Origin of the sequence: Bradyrhizobium viridifuturi (assembly GCF_001238275.1) — a bacterium.
In the GTDB taxonomy this organism is placed as follows: Bacteria; Pseudomonadota; Alphaproteobacteria; order Rhizobiales; family Xanthobacteraceae; genus Bradyrhizobium; species Bradyrhizobium viridifuturi.
This window is the reverse complement of sequence record NZ_LGTB01000017.1, coordinates 23,338-42,324: the sequence shown is the minus strand read 5'-3', so window position 1 is coordinate 42,324 and position 18,987 is coordinate 23,338. Positions and strand designations below refer to the sequence as shown.

General features: G+C 65.4%; 20 protein-coding genes and 1 pseudogene. 12 read left to right on the top strand and 9 right to left on the bottom strand.

Annotated features, from left to right (window positions below):
* Positions 1-7: 7 nt before the first annotated feature.
* The 3 genes from ALC15_RS17010 to coxB all read right to left on the bottom strand — a co-directional run bounded on the left by ALC15_RS17010 (position 8) and on the right by coxB (position 3,549).
* Complete coding sequence (locus ALC15_RS17010; RefSeq protein ID WP_050628238.1) at positions 8-946, bottom strand: heme o synthase; 939 nt, start codon at positions 944-946, stop codon at positions 8-10.
* A gap of 64 nt (positions 947-1,010) precedes the next feature.
* The gene (ctaD, locus tag ALC15_RS17005) at positions 1,011-2,627 is read right to left on the bottom strand and encodes a cytochrome c oxidase subunit I (RefSeq protein WP_050628237.1); all 1,617 of its coding nucleotides are present in this window, start codon (positions 2,625-2,627) and stop codon (positions 1,011-1,013) included.
* Between the two features lie 82 nt (positions 2,628-2,709).
* Positions 2,710-3,549 (bottom strand): cytochrome c oxidase subunit II, encoded by an 840-nt coding sequence (coxB, locus tag ALC15_RS17000; protein WP_050628320.1) that lies wholly within the window; start codon positions 3,547-3,549, stop codon positions 2,710-2,712.
* A 483-nt stretch (positions 3,550-4,032) separates the two neighbouring features.
* On the opposite strand from coxB, the gene ALC15_RS16995 reads away from it, so the two are divergent.
* Entirely contained in the window at positions 4,033-4,563 is a 531-nt protein-coding gene (locus tag ALC15_RS16995) for an invasion associated locus B family protein (protein ID WP_050628236.1), read from the top strand.
* 18 nt (positions 4,564-4,581) lie between these two features.
* Here ALC15_RS16995 and ALC15_RS16990 read toward each other — a convergent pair whose 3' ends face one another.
* From ALC15_RS16990 to ALC15_RS16980, 3 genes are read right to left on the bottom strand one after another with little or no spacing between them, the layout of a single operon-like run.
* Positions 4,582-5,178, bottom strand: a complete 597-nt coding sequence (locus tag ALC15_RS16990; protein WP_050628319.1) for a TlpA family protein disulfide reductase — start codon at positions 5,176-5,178, stop codon at positions 4,582-4,584.
* 35 nt (positions 5,179-5,213) lie between these two features.
* Positions 5,214-5,732, bottom strand: coding sequence for a DsrE family protein (locus tag ALC15_RS16985; protein WP_050628235.1), 519 nt, complete (start codon positions 5,730-5,732; stop codon positions 5,214-5,216).
* A 10-nt stretch (positions 5,733-5,742) separates the two neighbouring features.
* Entirely contained in the window at positions 5,743-6,135 is a 393-nt protein-coding gene (locus ALC15_RS16980) for a DoxX family protein (protein WP_050628234.1), read from the bottom strand.
* Between the two features lie 135 nt (positions 6,136-6,270).
* On the opposite strand from ALC15_RS16980, the gene ALC15_RS16975 reads away from it, so the two are divergent.
* From ALC15_RS16975 to ALC15_RS16955, 5 genes and pseudogenes are all read left to right on the top strand, one after another.
* Positions 6,271-6,723, top strand: coding sequence for a winged helix-turn-helix transcriptional regulator (locus ALC15_RS16975; protein WP_063781840.1), 453 nt, complete (start codon positions 6,271-6,273; stop codon positions 6,721-6,723).
* A 282-nt stretch (positions 6,724-7,005) separates the two neighbouring features.
* Positions 7,006-8,429, top strand: a pseudogene (gene tldD / locus ALC15_RS16970) (metalloprotease TldD).
* Positions 8,429-9,199, top strand: a complete 771-nt coding sequence (gene lepB / locus ALC15_RS16965) for a signal peptidase I (RefSeq protein WP_050628233.1) — start codon at positions 8,429-8,431, stop codon at positions 9,197-9,199. Before tldD ends, lepB begins: the two are co-directional and overlap by 1 nt.
* 10 nt (positions 9,200-9,209) lie before the next feature.
* On the top strand, positions 9,210-9,557 hold the full coding sequence (locus ALC15_RS16960; protein WP_050628232.1) for an MmcQ/YjbR family DNA-binding protein: 348 nt from the start codon (positions 9,210-9,212) through the stop codon (positions 9,555-9,557).
* The gene (locus tag ALC15_RS16955; RefSeq protein WP_050628231.1) at positions 9,554-10,120 is read left to right on the top strand and encodes a nucleotidyltransferase family protein; all 567 of its coding nucleotides are present in this window, start codon (positions 9,554-9,556) and stop codon (positions 10,118-10,120) included. The genes ALC15_RS16960 and ALC15_RS16955 overlap by 4 nt, the downstream gene beginning before the upstream one ends.
* Positions 10,121-10,262: 142 nt before the next feature.
* Here ALC15_RS16955 and ALC15_RS16950 read toward each other — a convergent pair whose 3' ends face one another.
* The 3 genes from ALC15_RS16950 to ALC15_RS16940 form a co-directional block, all read right to left on the bottom strand.
* The gene (locus ALC15_RS16950; protein WP_050628230.1) at positions 10,263-10,817 is read right to left on the bottom strand and encodes a PAN domain-containing protein; all 555 of its coding nucleotides are present in this window, start codon (positions 10,815-10,817) and stop codon (positions 10,263-10,265) included.
* A gap of 143 nt (positions 10,818-10,960) precedes the next feature.
* Positions 10,961-12,331 (bottom strand): glutamate--cysteine ligase, encoded by a 1,371-nt coding sequence (locus tag ALC15_RS16945; protein ID WP_050628229.1) that lies wholly within the window; start codon positions 12,329-12,331, stop codon positions 10,961-10,963.
* Positions 12,332-12,424: 93 nt separating this feature from the next.
* Positions 12,425-12,961, bottom strand: coding sequence for a MarR family winged helix-turn-helix transcriptional regulator (locus tag ALC15_RS16940; RefSeq protein WP_050628228.1), 537 nt, complete (start codon positions 12,959-12,961; stop codon positions 12,425-12,427).
* Between the two features lie 130 nt (positions 12,962-13,091).
* Between ALC15_RS16940 and gstA the strand changes: the two genes are divergently transcribed.
* From gstA to ALC15_RS16915, 6 genes are all read left to right on the top strand, one after another.
* The gene (gene gstA, locus ALC15_RS16935) at positions 13,092-13,709 is read left to right on the top strand and encodes a glutathione transferase GstA (RefSeq protein ID WP_050628227.1); all 618 of its coding nucleotides are present in this window, start codon (positions 13,092-13,094) and stop codon (positions 13,707-13,709) included.
* A gap of 224 nt (positions 13,710-13,933) precedes the next feature.
* The gene (locus tag ALC15_RS16930; RefSeq protein ID WP_128089528.1) at positions 13,934-15,196 is read left to right on the top strand and encodes a hypothetical protein; all 1,263 of its coding nucleotides are present in this window, start codon (positions 13,934-13,936) and stop codon (positions 15,194-15,196) included.
* A 98-nt stretch (positions 15,197-15,294) separates the two neighbouring features.
* Positions 15,295-16,656 carry a type I secretion system permease/ATPase gene (locus ALC15_RS16925; protein WP_063781839.1) on the top strand — a complete coding sequence of 454 codons (1,362 nt, stop codon included), beginning with the start codon at positions 15,295-15,297 and terminating at the stop codon, positions 16,654-16,656.
* Between the two features lie 50 nt (positions 16,657-16,706).
* Positions 16,707-17,078, top strand: coding sequence for an ATP-binding cassette domain-containing protein (locus ALC15_RS47200; RefSeq protein ID WP_063781838.1), 372 nt, complete (start codon positions 16,707-16,709; stop codon positions 17,076-17,078).
* Positions 17,071-18,363, top strand: a complete 1,293-nt coding sequence (locus tag ALC15_RS16920) for an HlyD family type I secretion periplasmic adaptor subunit (RefSeq protein WP_050628225.1) — start codon at positions 17,071-17,073, stop codon at positions 18,361-18,363. The genes ALC15_RS47200 and ALC15_RS16920 overlap by 8 nt, the downstream gene beginning before the upstream one ends.
* A 228-nt stretch (positions 18,364-18,591) precedes the next feature.
* Complete coding sequence (locus ALC15_RS16915) at positions 18,592-18,843, top strand: hypothetical protein (RefSeq protein ID WP_244486117.1); 252 nt, start codon at positions 18,592-18,594, stop codon at positions 18,841-18,843.
* Positions 18,844-18,987: the final 144 nt, after the last annotated feature.

Genomic DNA, 18,987 nt, shown 5'->3' with positions numbered 1-18,987 from the left:
GGCGTCCCTATCCGATGAAGACAGGCAGGATCGCGCGGACCACCACCTCGGCGAGGAGGACGGCGAACAGCGCGAACAGATAAAGGATCGAGAAGGTGAACAGCCGGCGGGTGGCGCGGTTGGCAGCCGTGCCCTCGCGGCGACGGTAGACCTCGATGGCGAGCCACAGCATGCCGGCGCCGAGCACCAGCGAGGTGACGCCGTAGATCGCGTCGAAATATCCGAGCGGCCAGGGCGCCAGCGCGATCGCGACCAGCACGATGGTGTAGAGCAGGATCTGCAGACGGGTGGCGTCCGGACCGGCGACCACCGGCAGCATCGGGATGCCGGCGCGCGCATAGTCGTCGCTGCGGAACAGCGCCAGCGCCCAGAAGTGCGGCGGGGTCCAAAAGAAGATGATCAGGAACAGCAGGATCGGCTCGACCGAGAGCGAGCCGGTCGCGGCGGCCCACGCCACCACCGGCGGCAGCGCGCCAGCGGCGCCGCCGATCACGATATTCTGCGCGGTCCAGCGCTTCAGCAGCATCGTGTAGACCACGGCATAGAAGAAGATGGTGAAGGCGAGCAGCGCGCCCGCCACCCAGTTGACCAGGATGCCGAGCGTCATCACCGAGAAGAAGGCGAGCGTCAGGCCGAACGCAGCCGCCTCGGCCTGGGTGATACGGCCGCGCGGGATCGGCCGGTTGGCAGTGCGCGACATCAAGGCGTCGACGTCGCTCTCATATGCCATGTTGAGCGCGCCGGAGGCGCCGGCGCCGACCGCGATGCACAGGATCGAGGTGAACGCCAGCACCGGATGCACATGCACCGGCGCGATCATCAGCCCGACCAGCGCGGTGAAGATCACCAGCGACATCACGCGCGGCTTCAACAGCGCGATGTAGTCGCCCACTTCGGCCTCGGAGATCCGGGGCAGTTCGATGGCGTTGTGATCGACAACCGACAAGATCAGGTCTCACTTCTCTAAGTAAAGGCGCGGCGCACCCAAGGTGCGCCGCGTTGTCTTGGACTTACTGCACGCGGGGCAGCACTTCGAACTGGTGGAAAGGCGGCGGCGAGGTCAGCGTCCACTCCAGCGTGGTGGCACCCGCACCCCACGGATTGTTCGCGGCCTGCTCCTTGCGGACGAAGGCATCGATCACGCCGTAGATGAAGATCAGGACGCCGAAGCCGGAGATGTAGGAGCCCCAGGAGGAGATCAGGTTCCAGCCGGCGAACGCATCCGGATAGTCGACATAGCGGCGCGGCATGCCCGACAGTCCGAGGAAGTGCTGCGGGAAGAACACCAGGTTGACGCCGACGAAGGTGAACCAGAAGTGCGCCTTGGCGATCTTCTCCGAGTACATGTAGCCGAACATCTTCGGGAACCAGTAGTACCAGCCGGCGAAGATGCCGAAGACGGCGCCGAGCGACAGCACGTAGTGGAAGTGCGCCACCACGTAATAGGTGTCCTGCAGCACGCGGTCGACGCCGGCATTGGCCAGCACCACGCCGGTGACGCCGCCGACGGTGAACAGGAAGATGAAGCCGACAGCCCAGATCATCGGCGCCTTGAACTCGATCGAGCCGCCCCACATCGTGGCGATCCAGGAGAAGATCTTCACGCCGGTCGGCACCGCGATCACCATCGTGGCGGCGACGAAATAGGCCTGCGTCGCCGAAGACATGCCGACGGTGTACATGTGGTGCGCCCACACCACGAAGCCGATGCCGCCGATCGCGACCATGGCGTAGGCCATGCCGAGATAGCCGAACACGGGCTTGCGCGAGAAGGTCGAGACGATCTGGCTGACCATGCCGAAGGCGGGCAAGATCAGGATGTACACTTCGGGGTGGCCGAAGAACCAGAACAGGTGCTGGAACAGCACGGGGTCGCCGCCGCCGTCAGCCGCAAAGAAGGTGGTGCCGAAATTGCGGTCGGTCAGCAGCATGGTGATCGCACCGGCGAGCACCGGCAGCGACAACAGCAGCAGGAACACGGTCACCAGGATCGACCACACGAACAGCGGCATCTTGTGCAGGGTCATGCCCGGCGCGCGCATGTTGAAGATCGTAGTGATGAAGTTGATGGCGCCGAGGATCGACGATGCACCGGCGAGATGCAGCGACAGGATCGCGAAATCGACCGCCGGACCGGGATGGCCCGAGGTCGACAGCGGCGCGTACATGGTCCAGCCCGCACCGACGCCGTTGGCGCCCGGCTCACCCTCGACGAAGGTGGAGAGCAGCAGCAGCGCGAACGAGGCCGGCAGCAGCCAGAACGAGATGTTGTTCATGCGCGGGAACGCCATGTCCGGCGCGCCGATCATCAGCGGCACCATCCAGTTGCCGAACCCGCCGATCATCGCCGGCATGACCATGAAGAAGATCATGATCAGACCGTGCGAGGTCACGAACACGTTATAAGTGTGCGTTTCGTGGAATATCTGGACGCCCGGGTACATCAACTCGGCACGGATCGCGATCGACATCGCCGCGCCGATGACGCCCGCGATCACCGCAAAGACCAGGTACATCGTACCGATGTCCTTGTGGTTCGTGGAGTAGAGATAGCGCCGCCATCCGGTCGGATGGTGGGCGTGATCATCATGGGCGTGATCGTCGTGTGTCGCTGCGCCTGTCGCCATGTTCAAAATCCTGCCTTGCAGTCCCTCTCGGACCTCGCGGTCCCGTCGCCCTTATTCCATCCGCCGCAATAAGCCGCTCGGCCTACTGCGCCGCCTGACCAGCCGAGGCGTAGGAATTCGCCGGGTTGGTCGCAAACTTCTTCTTCGCCCCTTCAACCCAGGTCGCGAATTCCTGGTCGCTGACGACCCGGACCGCGATCGGCATGAAGGCGTGGTCCTTGCCGCACAGTTCCGAGCACTGGCCGTAGAACACGCCGGTCTTGGTGGCCTTGAACCAGCTCTCGTTGAGGCGGCCGGGGACCGAGTCGATCTTCACGCCGAACGCGGGCACCGCAAACGAGTGGATCACGTCGGCGCCGGTGGTCTGGATCCGCACCACCTTGTTGACCGGGACCACCATCTCGTTGTCGACGCCGAGCAAACGGGGCTGCTTGTCCTTGTCGAGCAGCGAGTCGAATTCGAACTTGCCGTTATCCGGGTAGGCGTAGGACCAATACCACTGCTTGCCGGTGACCTTCACGGTGAGGTCCGGCTTCGGCACGTCGAGCTCCAGGAACAGCAGGCGGAACGACGGCACCGCGATGCCGACCAGGATCAGGACCGGGATCAGCGTCCAGGCCACTTCGATCAGGGTGTTGTGGGTGGTCTTGGAGGGGACCGGGTTGGCGCGGGCGTTGAACTTCACCACCACGATGACCAGCAACGCCAGCACGAACAGCGTGATGACGGTGATCAGCACCAGCAAGAAGTTATGAAACCAGATGATGTTTTCCATCACCGGGGTCGCGGCTTCCTGCAGCGTGTGCTCCCACGGCGCCGGCTGCCCCATTTCGGCGAAGGCCGATCCCGCGGCGACAGACGCCACACCCGCTACCGCCAACCCCAGCAATTGCCTGCCCAACCGGCCAATCGACATCTTCATGCCGCTCGCGCTCCCTTGCATTATTCCCCAAAGCACCTCCGGCATGTGGCCGGAAATGCAGCACGATCCGCCCTGACAAACGGCCTTCCGGACATACCCGTCTCTGAGTCAAGGTGGGTACGGGAGCCAGATCGCTAGAACGCGTCGAAATCCAGCCTCTCAAACCATAATTCTCAGGCGCTCGCAATGCAGTAGTAGGGCCGAAAGCCATGCGCCTGCGATGAAGCTGCCGCTTGCGATTTTTCCCGCAGAATCAAGCGAAAGTCGCCGAAACGTCGCCGCATGCAGTTGACAGGGGGATTGCCGGATGTACCCACAGACACGGTAGCCCACAGGAACCTGATTCGCTGCGGGCTGCCCCAATCCGGCGCTGGAATGGCTTCAAGATCGCCTTCAAGGCGCCGTCATTGCGGTATCAGTCGGCTGTTGCGTGCTACCGGCGGCCGGAACGGCCGGACCCAACATTCTAGAGGATCGACCCGGATGGGCGCTTCGAACATTCAGGCAGGACGGGCGCTGCCGCGCTGGCTCGGCGCCCTCTTGGCGGCCGCATTTTCGCTCGGCCTGACCCAGGCGGCAAACGCGCAGGGCGCGGTGCGCTCGGTCCATGGCGACTGGCAGATCCGCTGCGACACCCCGCCGGGCGCCCAGGCCGAGCAATGCGCACTGATCCAGAGCGTGGTAGCGGAAGACCGCTCCAATGCCGGCCTGACCGTGATCGTGCTCAAGACCGCCGACCAGAAGAGCCGCCTGATGCGCGTGGTCGCCCCGCTCGGCGTGCTGTTGCCCTCCGGCCTCGGCCTGAAACTCGACAATCAGGATGTCGGCCGCGCCGGCTTCGTCCGCTGCCTGCCCAATGGCTGCGTCGCCGAGGTCGTGATGGACGACAAGCTGCTCGGCCAGCTCAAGAACGCCAAGACCGCGACCTTCATCATCTTCGAGACCCCGGAAGAGGGCATCGGCTTTCCGCTCAGCCTGAACGGCTTGGCGGAGGGGTATGACAAATTGCCCTAGGTCGCGTGCTGCGCGAAATCACCGCCCGGCACCCGTCGCATAATAATCGAACAACGCGCTCGCATCGGCAGACAGCCAGTCCGCCTCGCCAGTCATGTAGCCCTCGACCTTTCCGGTGACGCCGATCAGGAACGAGATCGGCATGCCGTAGAGCGCGAAAGGCGTCCGGACCTCGGCGGCATCGACGCGTGAGACGAGACCGCCGGGATCGAAGCCGATCGCGAGGTGACGCAGCTTGAGCTGCTTGACGTAGGGCGCCACCAGCGCGCGGTTGCGATCGGTGCTGACGGCGATGATCGCGAGGTCGCTGCGGCCGCTCGCAGCGAGCCGGTCCAGCATCGGCAGTTCGGTCCGGCAAGCCGCGCACCAGGTGGCCCAGAAGTTCACCAACACCAGTCTGCCCTTGCGCGCGGTGAGATCGAGCGCGCCGCCGGCCAGCGACGGGATCGCAACCGGCGGTACTGGATAGGCGCCCTGCACCAGCGTGAACTGATGCCGGATGGTGCCGAATTGCGGTGGTCCCGACGCGGCGCGCACCGGCATCGCGAGCGTAGCGCCCGCGCCGATCATGCCGGCGACGACGGCGCGGCGCGTGGGCGCACGAACAACGGTCATGGTCAGTTCTCCGCTTGGCTTGACGGCTGCATCGCTCACGACCGGATGTAGGACCAGCCGGCTTCCTGCAATTCGACGATGCGGCCGGGCCCGTTCGGCACCAGATCCACATTGTCGAGCAGCACGAGCGGATGTCCCTCGGCACGTTCCATGCCGAGCTTGGTGGCCTCGCAGACCACGAAGCGGATGCCGGGCGTCAGCCCGCGCACCACCCGCAGCAGATCCTTCACCGGCGAGGTATCGGCGCGCAGCATGTGGACGCCGGCATTGTAGGCGACGACCTCGATCTCGAACGGCTCGTTGCGCTCCCGGTAATGTTTCGGGAGGTTGAGCGCGGTCGAGATCAGCGCCCGCATCGTGGTCGGGTCGTCGCTGTTGATCGGCAGCACAATGTGGTGCACGTGCGGCTCGGGCTGCTTTGAGCCGAGGTTTTTGGGCTCCGGCTTGGAGACCGCCGCGACCGAGCCGGTGAGCAGCAAGGTCACGGCGAACGGCGCCGCGAATGCAAGCACAAGCCCCGCGGCGAGCGTCAGGATGCGGCGGGAGACGCGCATTGCGGCGACCTCACGGCGTGGCCGCGAGCAGCGCGAACTGGCTGCGTTTGGCGTAGGCGACGATCGCGCTCAGGGCCAACAGCACGAGGGCGGGCACCGGCGAGCCGCCGATCACGAACAGGTGGCTGATGGTCGCGCCGACCATGATGCAGCTCAGCAGCACGCCGCCAAACGCTGCGACCGGGGGCAGCAGGATCAGGATTGCGCCGACCAGCTCCAGTGATCCGGTGAAGTAGCGGAACCACTGGCCAAGCCCGATATGCTCGAATTCCTCGACCAGCATCGGCACGCCGTAGAACTTGGCGGCGCCCGCGGCGGCGAAGGCCAGCGCAAGCAGTCCCCTGACGACCCAGAGACTGACGGATTTCCAGCGCGACGGCGCAGCGGCAACGGCAACTGACATTGATGACTCCTCGATTGATCGAAACGACCGGACCGCGCCGCCGCCTGACCGATCGGCGGCAGGCCCGCAGCTTTCGATGGACTAAATTCGGGAGTAAGATGAAAAGAACAAGTAGGATGCTTTTTGTGAGGTAGTATGAAAAAACTGACTATTGAGCCTGCCGAGCCTCCGGCGGCGTCTGAGCCGTGCAACGGCGACCTGTCGGCGCAATTTCATCGCGCGCTGTCGGTGCTGGCCGGAAAATGGAAGGGCGACATCCTCTGGCAACTGGTCGAGCGCAAGCGGCGTTTCGGCGAGTTGCGGCAGGCGATCCCCGGCGTCACCCAGCACATGCTGACCACCCAGCTGCGCGACCTCGAGGCCAACGGCCTGGTCAAGCGCACGGTCTATCCCGAGGTCCCGCCCCGGGTTGAGTACGAGATGACGCCGTCGGCCAAGGCGCTCAAGCCGGTGTTCGACGAGCTCTTCCGCTGGGCGCAGGAGCACGGCTTCCCGACCTCGACCGGGAGCACCGCACAGCCGGCGCCGTCGCTCGATCAAGGCGAGCCGAAAGACCAGCCCCGGAAGGCCGGGCGGCGCTCGCCGTGATGACGACAAGGTGAGTATCCCGCGGGGCTGCCGTGACCGATGTCACTGTCGCAGGCACTCCCGGTTTGCCACCCCAAACACTATGTTTGGCAATTGCCGTCCGGGCCTGGAACCGGGACCGGCACAGGTTTCCGGGTTGTAAGATGAGTTTTCCGCTCGTCTCTGCTTCAATCACCGGAATCCCTGCTGCGGTTCCGCACTGGCAATCAGCTGTGCTTCAGGCAAGGATGACGAAGAATCGCCCAAGGACTCGCCAAGACATCGCACTGCGTCGGAGTGACCATGACCAATCCCGCCACGACCTCCCTGCTCGACCGCGCCAATCTGGACCGCGATGCCGTCCGCCGCGAGGTATCGCGCGGCCTTGAAGGCGCCGATGACGGCGAGCTGTTCCTGGAGTTCGGGCAGACCGAGGCGCTGGTGTTCGACAACGGCCGGCTGAAGCAGGCGACCTACGACACCTCGCAGGGCTTCGGCCTGCGCGCCGTCAAGGACGACGCGGTCGGCTATGCGCATTCCTCCGACGTCTCGATCCCGGCGCTGATCCGCGCGGCCGACGCGGTCGCGGCGGTGCGCGGGGGCTATGCCGGCACGTTCGCCGCGGCGCCCGCCCACACCAATGTCAGACTCTATGGCGATGAGAATCCGCTGGACGGACCGGCGTTCGAGGCCAAGGTCAAGCTGCTCGGCGAGATCGACGCCTATGTCAGGGACAAGGACCCGCGGGTGCGGCAGGTCTCGGCCAGCCTCACCGCGACCTGGCAGGTGGTGGAGATCCTGCGGCCCGACGGCGAGAGCTATCGCGACATCCGCCCGCTGGTGCGGGTCAACATCTCCGTGGTCGCCGGCCAGGGCGACCGGCAAGAGAGCGGCAGCAAGGGCTATGGCGGCCGTGAGGGCTATGCCCGCTTCATCGAGACCAAGGCCTGGCGCGACGCCGCCGACGGCGCGCTGCGCGAGGCGCTGGTCAATCTCGAATCGGTGCCGGCGCGGCCGGAGAGATGGACGTGGTGTTAGGGGCCGGCTGGCCCGGCGTGATGCTGCATGAGGCCGTCGGTCATGGACTCGAGGGCGACTTCAACCGCAAGCAGACCTCCGCCTTCGCCGGCCTGATGGGCCAGCAGGTCGCGGCCAAGGGCGTCACCGTGGTCGACGACGGCACCATGGCCTCGCGCCGCGGTTCGCTGTCGATCGATGACGAGGGCACGCCGACCAACCGCACCGTGCTGATCGAGGACGGCATCCTGGTCGGCTACATGCAGGACCGTCAGAACGCCCGCCTGATGGGCATGAAGCCGACCGGCAACGGCCGTCGGCAGAGCTATGCTCACGTGCCGATGCCGCGCATGACCAACACTTACATGCTGTCCGGCGACCGCGATCCCGCCGAGATCATCGCCTCGGTGAAGAACGGCATGTATGCCGCCAATTTCGGCGGCGGCCAGGTCGACATCACCTCGGGCAAGTACGTGTTCCAGTGCACCGAGGCCTACAAGATCGAGAACGGCAAGCTCGGTGCGCCGCTGAAGGGCGCCATGCTGATCGGCAACGGGCCGACCGATCTCCACAGGATCACCATGATCGGCAACGATCTTGCGCTCGATACGGGAATCGGCACCTGCGGCAAGAACGGCCAGGGCGTGCCGGTCGGCGTCGGCCAGCCGACGCTCCGGATGGAACGGATTACGGTCGGAGGAACGGGCTAGTGAGCAGCGGAAACGAAGTCGTGGCGACCAAGCCCACCAGCTGGCGCGGGCAGGCCGTGCAACTGGCCGCGATCGTGGCCGTCGTGTTCCTCGCCAAGGGCGCGATCGCCGAGCCGTTCTACGTGCCGTCGGGCTCGATGGAGCCGACGCTCCTGATCGGCGACGCGCTAGTCGCCTCGAAATTTCCCTATGGCTATGGCGCGGCATCGCTGCCGATCCAGATCACGTTGCCGGAAACCGGCCGGGTGTTCGGCGAGACGCCGAAGCGCGGCGACGTCGTCGTATTCCGCTGGCCGGGCGACCGCTCGCAGGCCTGGGTCAAGCGCGTGGTCGGGCTGCCCGGCGATCGCATCCAGATGCGACAGGGCCAGCTGTTCATCAACGATCATCCGGCGGCACTGAAGCCCGACGGCACCGGCTTTGCCGAGGACGATCGCGGCGGCGGCGAGGACGCCTATCGCTACATTGAGACGCTGCCGAACGGCGTCAGCCACGCGATCTTCAAGATCCGCGACAATGGCCGGCTCGACAACACGCCCGAGGTGACGGTGCCGCCGGGCCAGCTGTTCGTGCTCGGCGACAACCGGGATAATTCCGCCGACAGCCGCGTGCCGGTGCGCGACGGCGGCGTCGGGCTGCTGCCGATCGACAATCTGATCGGCCGCGCCGATGCGGTGGTCGGCTCCTGGGACATGGGCATCCGCAGCCAGCCGGTCTGGACCTGGCTGTCCGGCTTCCGCCTCGCGCGCTTCTTCACCTCGGTGCAGTGAGCTTGCCGACGTGACCTTCGACGACGTCAGGACCTTGGTGCTGGCGTGGCCGGAGGTCGAGGACGGCTCGTCCTACGGCACGCCGGCGCTGAAGGTGCGCAAGAAGATGCTGGTGCGGCTCAAGGAAGACGCTGACAGCCTAGTGATGCCGGGCGTGCCGCCGGACGAGCGCGACATGTTGGTCGAGGGCCAGCCCAAGGTCTTCTATTTCACCGATCACTATCGGGATTATCCGATCGTGCTGATCCGCCTGTCAAAGGCGAAGCGCGCAACCGTCGAGCCGCTGCTGCGCCGGCACTGGCGCACGCTGGCCTCGAAGAAGGCGGTCAGGGATTACGATGCGGCCGCATCGTCGTGACGCAAGACGAATTCCTCGCCGCGGCGCTACGCAACCCAGTCAATCCAGCAATCACGGACGAGCTTGACCGCCTCGGTTTGCCCGATGCCTGGCTGGTGGCTGGTTGCCTGGTGCAGAGCGTGTGGAACGTGCTGACGAAGCGGCCGCTCGATCACGGCATCAACGACTACGACGTCTTCTATTTCGATTCCGACACGTCATGGGAGGCCGAGGATGCGGTCATCCGCGACCTCACGGCGCGGCTCGGCCACCTCGGCGTCGCGATCGAGGTCCGCAACCAGGCCAGGGTCCATCTCTGGTATCCCGGCAAGCACGGCGTGCCCTACCCGGCGCTGTCGCGTTCGACCGACGGCATCGATCGCTTCCTCAGCACAAACGTGCAGGTCGGCATCCGCCGCAGCGCAAGCGGCTACGACGTCTATGCGCCGAGCGGTTTCGACGATGTCGCCGGCATGATCGTGCGGCCGAACCGGACCGCGAATTTTTCGGCGGCGAACTATGCGAAGAAGGCAGCGCGCTGGAAGGCGCTGTGGCCGGAGATCAAGGTGATCGCAGCAGAGTAGTTTGTCGTCCCTGCGAAAGCAGGGACCCATACTCCGCAGCAGATGTGGTGAACGGGACTCGTCATTCAAATATCGCGCAGTAACCAGCAGCTGTGGTTATGGGTCCCTGCTTTTGCAGAGACGACAGATGTGTGTGCGGCCGCTACCGCACCACGCCCGACGTGAATCCTGCCTTGCGCCGCGGCGGCTTGATTTCTTTTTTCAGGAAGCAGTGCGCGTCGCGGCCGGCATAGCCGGGCCGGGCGTAGGTCCAGGCGCGGCACTTGTTGTCGGCGGTGCAGGCGGCCTGGCAGGCCTCGTCGCCGTCGCTGCTCTTCAACTCGAAATTCTTGTAGTCGCCGCCGAGACGGTCGATCGAGGTCTCGATGGCGCCGTTGCGCGGTTCGACCACGCCCGCGCCACGCACACCGGAGACGCAGCAGACGTCCTGCACCCGCGCCGGCACGCTGTTCTTCAGCCAGCACACCGCGCCGTTGTTGGCATCGGTCGGATAGCTGAAGCTCCAGGCGCGGCAGCGGCGGTCGCGCTCGCAGGTCAGCGCGCAATCGGCGGGATCGCCCGACGTCACCGGCGCGTTCAGATAGTCGCCGCCGGGACGGTCGAAATTGGTTTGCGCCAATGCCGGGCGCGTGACGGCAACGGCCGACAAGACCGCGAACATCACCACACACGCCCTAAAGAGGCGGCCTATCCCCATGAGATTGCTTTCAAATTCGCACAGCCCCGCGCATCCCGCGGGGCGTCATTTGAACGCCATGAACCTGTACGGCTGATGAACGGCGAGGCAACGGCGGGTGCGACAACACCGCCGTCCGCACGCGTTCGGGGCCCGGGTCGGGATTAGAAGGCGTATTCCTGGTAGGCCGGTTCCACGGAGCCCTTCCAGGGCCCGTTGAACTTCTCCAGCATCTCCTCGGCCGGCGAGCGGCCGGCCTCGATGATGCGCTCGAGCGGTTCGAGGAAGCGGCTCTCGTCGCGGCCGAGATGGTCGATCCGGCCGCGCCGGCGCAATCCGGCATGCGACAGGACCAGGCACTCCTTGGCGATCTCGAACAGATACCGGTCCTTGATCCGCGCCTTGAAGCCGAAACGCGGCACGTCGTCGCGCAACGCCTGCCGCTCCGGCGCGGTCCAGTGCCGGACGATGTCCCAGGCGGCATCGAGGCTGTCATTGTCGTAGAGCAGCCCGACCCAGAACGCCGGCAGTGCCGGCAGCCGGCCCCACGGCACGCCATCGGCGCCGCGCATTTCGAGATAACGCTTCAGCCGCACCTCGGGGAAGATCGTCGAGAGGTGGTTGGCCCAGTCCGACAGGGTCGGCCGCTCGCCGGGGAGAATCTTGTTGTTGCCGGCGAAGAAATCGCGGAACGACGAGCCGGAGACGTCGATATATTCCTCGCCGCGCTTGACGAAATACATCGGCACGTCGAGCGCGTAGTCGACATAGCGCTCGAAGCCCATGCCGTCCTCGAACGCGAACGGGATCATGCCCGAGCGCGCATTGTCGGTGTCGCGCCAGATCTCGGAGCGGAACGACAGGAAGCCGTTGGGCTTGCCTTCGGTGAACGGCGAGTTGGCGAACAGAGCGGTCGCGATCGGCTGCAACGCCAGCGACACCCGCAGCTTCTTCACCATGTCGGCTTCGGAGGAGAAGTCGAGATTGGTCTGCACCGTGCAAGTCCGGAACATCATGTCGAGGCCGTATTTGCCGACCTTCGGCATGTAGTTGCGCATGATCTTGTAGCGGCCCTTCGGCATCGCCGGGATCTGCTCCCGCGACCAGGACGGCGTCATGCCGAGACCGAGGAAGCCGATGCCGAGCGGAGTCGCGATCTCCCGCACCTGCGCCAGATGCGCCATCAATTCCGACTGCGTCTGGTGCACGGTCTCGACCGGCGCGCCCGACAATTCGAACTGACCGCCCGGCTCGAGCGAAATCGCGCCGCCGCCGGTGACGTCATAAAGCCCGATGATGTTGCCGCGCTCCATGATCGGCTCCCAGCCGAGCAGGAGCTTCATGCCCTCGAGCAGCGCGCCGATGCCCTTCGCGCCCTCATAGGGCACGGGCTGATGGCCCTCGAGCGTGAACGGGGTCTTCTCGTGCTCGGTGCCGATCCGGAATTCGGACTCGGGCTTCACGCCGGCTTCAATCCACGCCACGAGCTCGTCGCGCGATTGCAGCGGCGTCATGTCGATCTGGTCACGCGCCATAAAAAATCCAACTCAAGGGCGCTTCGATCGAAGGCGCGTGGTGGCAGGGACATCCGCGGGCCGGAGCGGCCGCGGATGATGGGATCAGGACTATCATCGGGCGGCCACGCCGTCTCGCGCGGACGCGGCCTTCGGATCGCTCTTTGCATCAGCCTTGGCATCGGCCTTGCCATCGCCTTTGACGTCGCCGCAGGAGCAGCCGAGGCGGTCGAGCAGACCGCACAGCCGTTCAGCGTCGGCGTCGGACAATTTCGAGCCGACATGCTTGTCGATCGCCGCCGAATAGGCGCTCCACATCTTCTTCTGCAGCTCGCGTCCGGTCTCGGTGATCTCGACGAACTGGCCGCGCTTGTCGATCTTGCATTCGCGGCGGGCGGCGAGCCCCTCGTCGACCAGCTTGTCGATCAGCCGCGAGGTCGAATATTGCGGGATCAGCATCTGCCGCTCGAGCTCGACCGGGCGCAGCTCTCCGGACGGCGCGCGCGACAGCTCGAGCAGGGCGTCATACCAGGCGAGCGGCGGAAAGCCGGCCTTCTTCAGATCCTGCTCGACGCAGTCCAGCACCCGGCTCGGTACCCGCATCAGGCGGATCCAGGCGGCCGTCGCCTCGCTCGATAGCTTGCGTTTCATCGTCTAGCCCATAACGTCCCGGCACCGACTGTACCGCACTGAATGCATCTGCATCAATCTTGACTATTTCATGCAGGTGCATGTAGGCAATCCCTCTCCGGACGCCAAGAACAAGGGAAGGAATACCCCTATGAAGCTTTATTACACCCCCGGTGCCTGCTCCCTCTCCCCCCACATCGCCCTGCTCGAGGCCGGCCTGCCCTATGACCTGGTCAAGGTCGATCTGCGTGCCAAGAAGCTCGAAAACGGCGACGATTTCCTGCAAGTGAACCCCAAGGGCCAGGTGCCCGCCCTGGCGCTGGATACCGGCGAGATGGTTACCGAAGGCCCGATCATCATCCAGATGATCGCGGACAAGGCCGCCGACAAGAAGCTGGCGCCCGCGAGGGACTCCAACGAGCGCTACAAGCTGCTCGAATGGCTGAACTACATCACGACCGAGTTGCACAAGAATCTCGGCCCGATGTTCTCGCCCGTGCTTGCCGACGACGCCAAGGCGTTCTTCAAGGACCGCGCCATGGGCAAGTTCAAATATGTCGACAGCCAGCTCGCCGGCCGCGAATACCTGATGGGCAACCAGTTCACGGTTGCCGACGGCTACCTGTTCACCATGATCATGTGGGCGCAAGACCGGCTCGGCTTCGATCTCTCCGGCCTGTCGAACGTGACCGCCTACAAGGCCCGCGTCGCGGCGCGCCCGAAGGTGCAGGAAGCGCTGAAGAAGGAAGGCCTGCTGAAGGCCGCCTGAGCTTTCGAACCTGCTTCATCAGACGTGAAAGGGCCGGATAGCATCCGGCCCTTTTTTGCTTGTGCCCCCGATTGGGTCAGCCCCAAATCTGCAATTTTCAGCAGTTTGTCCGCTTCGGCGTAAGCGTGCTTTCGCCATGGCGCGAATACCGCAACCGGGTCCGGCAACTATTCCTTCGATCGGGCGTAGCCGGATTGCTGCCTCACCCAGCGGGAGATGCGCCCATGAGTAGCTCGCTATCCAGCAACACTGCGGACCGGATGGTCGAGGTCCTGGCGGGCTCGACGGCGCTGCTGGCAAATTCCAGCGGCGGACTGACCGACCTTTCGGCCTCGCTGACGTCGGTCCTCCCGGACGACAGTATGGCCGATACGGCTGCCGGCCAGCCGGCCCACAGCCTGATCGATCCGTTACCGGCGGCAGATGCCATGGACAACGCGACGTCCCTGCTCGGCGACGGCGCCGCAGCAGCGTCCGGTTCCGACCTGCCTCTGCTCGGGAGCTTGCTGAACACGAGCGACCTGCCGGTGATCGGCAGTGTATTGAACGTGGCATTGCCGGTCGAACCGGATTCGACATTGCTCGCAGCATCGGGCGGAACGCTGCAACCGGTGCTCGACACCGCCACGACAGCGGTTCAGAGCGCAGTCCATTCCTCAGCCGACGTCCTGTCCCAGGCGGCCGCCCTGCCCGAGATGCTCCATGGCGTCACAAATCTCGGACAGGCGATCGATCTTGGCAGCATCAGCACCATCGGGATCAGCAGTGGCGGCGATGCCAATCTGGTTACGGACATTCTGGATGTGCCCGGGCAAATCCTTGCCGGCAATCTCGGCGAGACGGTCGCGCATCTCGGCGCCGATATCAGCGGCGTGGTTCATGCCGTCTCGGGGCTGGTTGATACAGTTGTCTCCGATGTCAGCGGTCTGCTGAGCCCGGTGTCCGGGCTCGTCAGCCAACTGACCCATGGCTTGTTCGATGGCGGCTTGCTCGATGGCGGCCTGCTCAATCCCGGCGGCGACACCGCAGGCAATGGATTGCTCGGCGGCTTGCTTGGCGGTCTCACCGGCTCCAGCAACGGCCATTTGGCCGGCATCACGATTGGCCCGCAGCAACCGAGCGGACCGACGCTCGATCTCCTCGCGGCGCCGACGCCGGGCGATCACCACACCGCCGACATCAGTGCCGTCGACACCGGCCAGACCGGCCCGCATCTGCTTGACCTCGGCGCCCTCACCGGCACGCACGGCCTCAACATTCCGAGCCTCAACATTCCGAGTCTCGGCGGCGTCGGCGCCGACGAGCTGGCCGGCAATCTGCTCGGTAGTCTGAATCTCAGCCTGCTCGGCGACAGCAGTACCGCCGGACACGCCGCGAGCGCGCCGGTCTCCACGCCGGTCGATCTCGGCGCGATCGGGCATGATCTGCTCTCGCCGCTCACACATGGTCACGGCATCCTTGATGCGCACGGCACCCATATCCTCTGAGATTGCCGTAAATCGGCGGACGCGCGGGATCGCCGCGCTTCCGCGTCTCCCTCTCCATGTCCATTGGGCATCACAGGCTTGAACATCCGCGGGGCGCGATGATCGGTCAGGGCAAACGCTTCTCCTCACTGCCGGTTGAAATCCGGGATGCGATTACGGCCGTGCGCGGTGCGCTGGTCGCCGTGGCGATGGCGAGCGGCCTCGTCAACCTCCTGATGCTGGTCGGTCCGGTCTTCATGCTGCAGACCTATGACCGCGTGCTGCCGAGCCGCAGCATCGCGACCCTGGTCGGCCTGCTCGTGATCGCGCTGGTGCTGCTCGTGGTGCAGGCCGGCGTGGATGTGCTGCGCAGCCGGCTGCTGGCGCGCATTGCCGAGATCTTCGACGAGAGCATTCGCGGCGCGGTGTTCGACAGCGTGCAGCATGCTTCCCTGTCCCGCCCTAATGGCGACGGCTTGCAGATCATGCGCGACCTCGACACCATCAGGGGCTTCATCGCCGGCAGCGGCCTGGTCGCGATCTTCGACCTGCCATGGACCCCGCTCTACATCATCGTCTGCACGCTGTTTCATCCACTGATGGGCCTTGCAGTGGCCGGTGGCGCCGTCGCGCTGGCGCTGATCACGGTTGGCGCCGAGCTGTTCACGCGCGCGCCGACGCGCTCGCTGGTGGCGCTGGCGTCGTCGCGGCGGCAGATGGCGGAGACCGCATTCCACCACGCACCCGTCGTGCACGCGCTCGGCATGCAGCGGCGAATGGCCGAATTGTGGTCGGAGCGCACGCAGGCCTATCTCAACATGCAGCGCGTGACCTCCGATCTGACCGGCACGTTCGGCAGCGCCTCGCGCTTCCTGCGCATGATCCTGCAATCCGGCGTGCTGGCGCTCGGCGCTTATCTCGTGATCAATCAGCAGGCCACCGCCGGCGTCATGCTCGCGGCAACCATCCTCTCGATCCGCGCGCTGGCGCCGATCGAGCTTGCGATTGCCAACTGGCGCAGCTTCATCGCGGTCCGTGCGAGCGTCGGCCGGCTCGCCGAAGCCCTGACGGCGGTGCCGTCGCGCCTGGCGTTCACCCCGCTGCCCGCGCCGAAGAGTGAGGTTCGCGTCACCTCGATCAGCCTGACGGCGCCGGCCAGCGACGCCGTGGTGCTGCACGAGGTGAGCTTTGCACTGCGCGCCGGCAATGCGGTCGCGGTAGTCGGCCCCAGCGGCTCCGGCAAGTCGACCTTGGCCCGCGCGCTGGTCGGGATCGGCGCGCCGGTGCGCGGCGTGATCCGGATCGACGGCGCGACGCTGGCGCAATGGGATCCGCTCGCGCTGGGCCCGTCGATCGGCTATCTGCCGCAGGACGTCGCATTGTTCCGCGGCACGGTGGCCGAGAATATCTGCCGCTTCGCCGCAGCCCCGGACGCCATCAAATTGATGGCGCCGCGCGCGAGGCCGGCGTCCATGAACTGATCCTTCGGCTGCCTGACGGCTATGAGACCGAGGTCGGCGACGGCGGCCTGATGCTGTCGGGCGGCCAGCGGCAGCGCATTGCGCTGGCCCGCGCGCTCTATGGCGATCCGTTCCTGGTGGTGCTCGACGAGCCGAACTCGAATCTGGATTCCGAAGGCGAGCGCGCCCTGATCCACGCCATCGCCCGGGTCCGCGCCCGCGGCGGCATCGTGGTCGTGATCGCGCATCGGCCGGCGGTATTGCAGGCAGTCGATCACATGCTGGTGCTGAACGAAGGACGCATGCAGGCGTTCGGCACCACCGCGGCAGTGCTGCCGCTGCTGGTGCCGAAGGCTGCGCAGCCCGCTGCGGCCGCGGAGCCGGCACCGGCCCCTGCCGGCCGCAAGCGCAAGAAGGACGCGGAGCCCCGGCAAAATGCCTAGCGCCCGGCAATCGGTCCATCATCATATCCTGGCGGTCGTGATGGCCGCGGCGTTCCTCGTCGCCAGCATCGGCATCATGGGCGCGGCCACCAAGATGTCGGGCGCGATCATCTCGCAGGGATCGCTGGTGGTCGAATCCAGCGTCAAGAAGGTGCAGCACCCCTCCGGTGGTGTCGCCAAGAAGCTGTTGGTCGAGGACGGCGCCCGCGTCGCCAAGGACGATCTGCTGATCCTGATGGACGAGACGGTGGCGCAGGCCAATCTCACCGCGGTGACCAAGAGCCTGTGGGAACTCGAGGCGCGCCGCGCGCGGCTGCAGGCCGAACGCGACGGCGATACCGAGATCGCGTTCCCCGACAGCGTGGCCTCGCTCAACGATCCCGCGGCGCAGGCGGTCGTCTCGGGCGAGCGGCGGTTCTTCCAACTGCGCAAGGACGCCAATGACGGGCAGAAGCAGCAGTTGAAGGAGCAGATCGCCCAGCTCAAGGAGCAGATCGGCGGCATGCAGGACCAGTTGAGCGCCAAGAAGCAAGAAGCCGATCTGATCGCCAACGAATTGACCGGCGTGCAACAGCTCTGGGAGCAACGCCTGGTCTCGCTGTCGCGGCTCTCGACGCTGCAGCGCGATTCGGCGCGGCTGCTCGGCGAGCGCGGCCAGCTCACCGCGTCGATCGCGCAGGCCAAGGGCAAGATCTCGGAGACCGAGCTGAAGATCCTGCAGGTCGATCAGGATTTCCGCTCCGGCGTCGCCAAGGAACTCGCCGACATCAGGGCCAAATATGCCGATGCGATCGAGAAGCAGGTCACCGCCAAGGACCAGACCGAGAAGCTCGAGATCCGCGCGCCGCAGGCCGGCGTCGTGCACGATCTCACCATCCACACCCAGGGCGGCGTCATCGCCGCCGGCGAGACCATCATGACCATCGTGCCCGACCAGGACAATCTGATCGTGGAAACCCATGTTGCGCCGCAGGATATCGATCAGGTGAGGCTCGGCGCATCGGCGGTGTTGCGCTTCACCAATTTCAACCAACGCACCACGCCGGAGATCGAGGGCGAGATCAGCCGGATCGGCGCGGACGTATCACGCGACGACAAGACAGCCCCGACCTATTTCCTTGTCCGCGTTGCGATTCCAGCGCCGGAGCTGAACAAGCTCGCGACCGCGCATCTGCTGCCGGGCATGCCGGTCGAGGTATTCATCCCGACCAGCGAGCGCACGGTGCTGTCCTATCTGATGAAGCCGCTGGCCGACCAGGTGCACCGCGCCTTCCGGGAGAAATGAGCGGTGCAAACTTTCCGGCGCGCGGTGGAACAAATCAAATTTGATCCGCATTCTACGAGTTAAGACTAAGTCGGCGTACTTCCGGCTGAGGGCGTTGCCGTCCTTGTTCGTGCGATCCAACTGACCGACTATGACCTGCGGCGCACCCTCCGCTCCAACTGGTCTGAAAATGTGACGATCGTCTCTACGCTTTTATTGACCAGCACGCTCGCCGGGCTGGCCACCAGTTTGTACTTTCGGGTTTGGACATTGATGCTGGTGGCGCCGCTGGTCGCCGTGCTCGCCGCAATCGTGCTCCAGTCCGACGGCTATGCCTTTGCCACCGGCGCCCCGATCGTGGTCGCTTGCCTCGCATTCAACCAGATCGCCTATCTCGCCGGCGCGCTGCTGTCGCCGGACAATGACGGCTCAATGGCGGAAGAAATCGACGGCGTTCCACACCGCGGCCGCGAGCACAAGATCCACGGCCAGAACGAGTAGCGCAAGGGCGGTCCAGGAAGGTCCCTTGCCGCGCAAGCGCAATGGATTCAGGCGGCGCGATGATGGGATCGAAGCTTTGCCCGCGGTCTCAGCGGCACCTTCCTTGAGCACAGAACGCATTGCAGGACACCCCACCCCTGATCG

What these genes read in the sequence shown, in the direction of transcription:
- ctaD (WP_050628237.1), bottom strand. Translation starts at nt 2,627, where the DNA reads ATGGCGACAGGCGCAGCGACACACGACGATCACGCCCATGATGATCAC.
- coxB (WP_050628320.1), bottom strand. Translation starts at nt 3,549, where the DNA reads ATGAAGATGTCGATTGGCCGGTTGGGCAGGCAATTGCTGGGGTTGGCG.
- ALC15_RS16995 (WP_050628236.1), top strand. Translation starts at nt 4,033, where the DNA reads ATGGGCGCTTCGAACATTCAGGCAGGACGGGCGCTGCCGCGCTGGCTC.
- ALC15_RS16990 (WP_050628319.1), bottom strand. Translation starts at nt 5,178, where the DNA reads ATGACCGTTGTTCGTGCGCCCACGCGCCGCGCCGTCGTCGCCGGCATG.
- ALC15_RS16985 (WP_050628235.1), bottom strand. Translation starts at nt 5,732, where the DNA reads ATGCGCGTCTCCCGCCGCATCCTGACGCTCGCCGCGGGGCTTGTGCTT.
- ALC15_RS16980 (WP_050628234.1), bottom strand. Translation starts at nt 6,135, where the DNA reads ATGTCAGTTGCCGTTGCCGCTGCGCCGTCGCGCTGGAAATCCGTCAGT.
- ALC15_RS16975 (WP_063781840.1), top strand. Translation starts at nt 6,271, where the DNA reads ATGAAAAAACTGACTATTGAGCCTGCCGAGCCTCCGGCGGCGTCTGAG.
- ALC15_RS16950 (WP_050628230.1), bottom strand. Translation starts at nt 10,817, where the DNA reads ATGGGGATAGGCCGCCTCTTTAGGGCGTGTGTGGTGATGTTCGCGGTC.
- ALC15_RS16945 (WP_050628229.1), bottom strand. Translation starts at nt 12,331, where the DNA reads ATGGCGCGTGACCAGATCGACATGACGCCGCTGCAATCGCGCGACGAG.
- ALC15_RS16940 (WP_050628228.1), bottom strand. Translation starts at nt 12,961, where the DNA reads ATGAAACGCAAGCTATCGAGCGAGGCGACGGCCGCCTGGATCCGCCTG.
- gstA (WP_050628227.1), top strand. Translation starts at nt 13,092, where the DNA reads ATGAAGCTTTATTACACCCCCGGTGCCTGCTCCCTCTCCCCCCACATC.
- ALC15_RS16930 (WP_128089528.1), top strand. Translation starts at nt 13,934, where the DNA reads ATGAGTAGCTCGCTATCCAGCAACACTGCGGACCGGATGGTCGAGGTC.
- ALC15_RS16925 (WP_063781839.1), top strand. Translation starts at nt 15,295, where the DNA reads ATGATCGGTCAGGGCAAACGCTTCTCCTCACTGCCGGTTGAAATCCGG.
- ALC15_RS47200 (WP_063781838.1), top strand. Translation starts at nt 16,707, where the DNA reads ATGCTGTCGGGCGGCCAGCGGCAGCGCATTGCGCTGGCCCGCGCGCTC.
- ALC15_RS16920 (WP_050628225.1), top strand. Translation starts at nt 17,071, where the DNA reads ATGCCTAGCGCCCGGCAATCGGTCCATCATCATATCCTGGCGGTCGTG.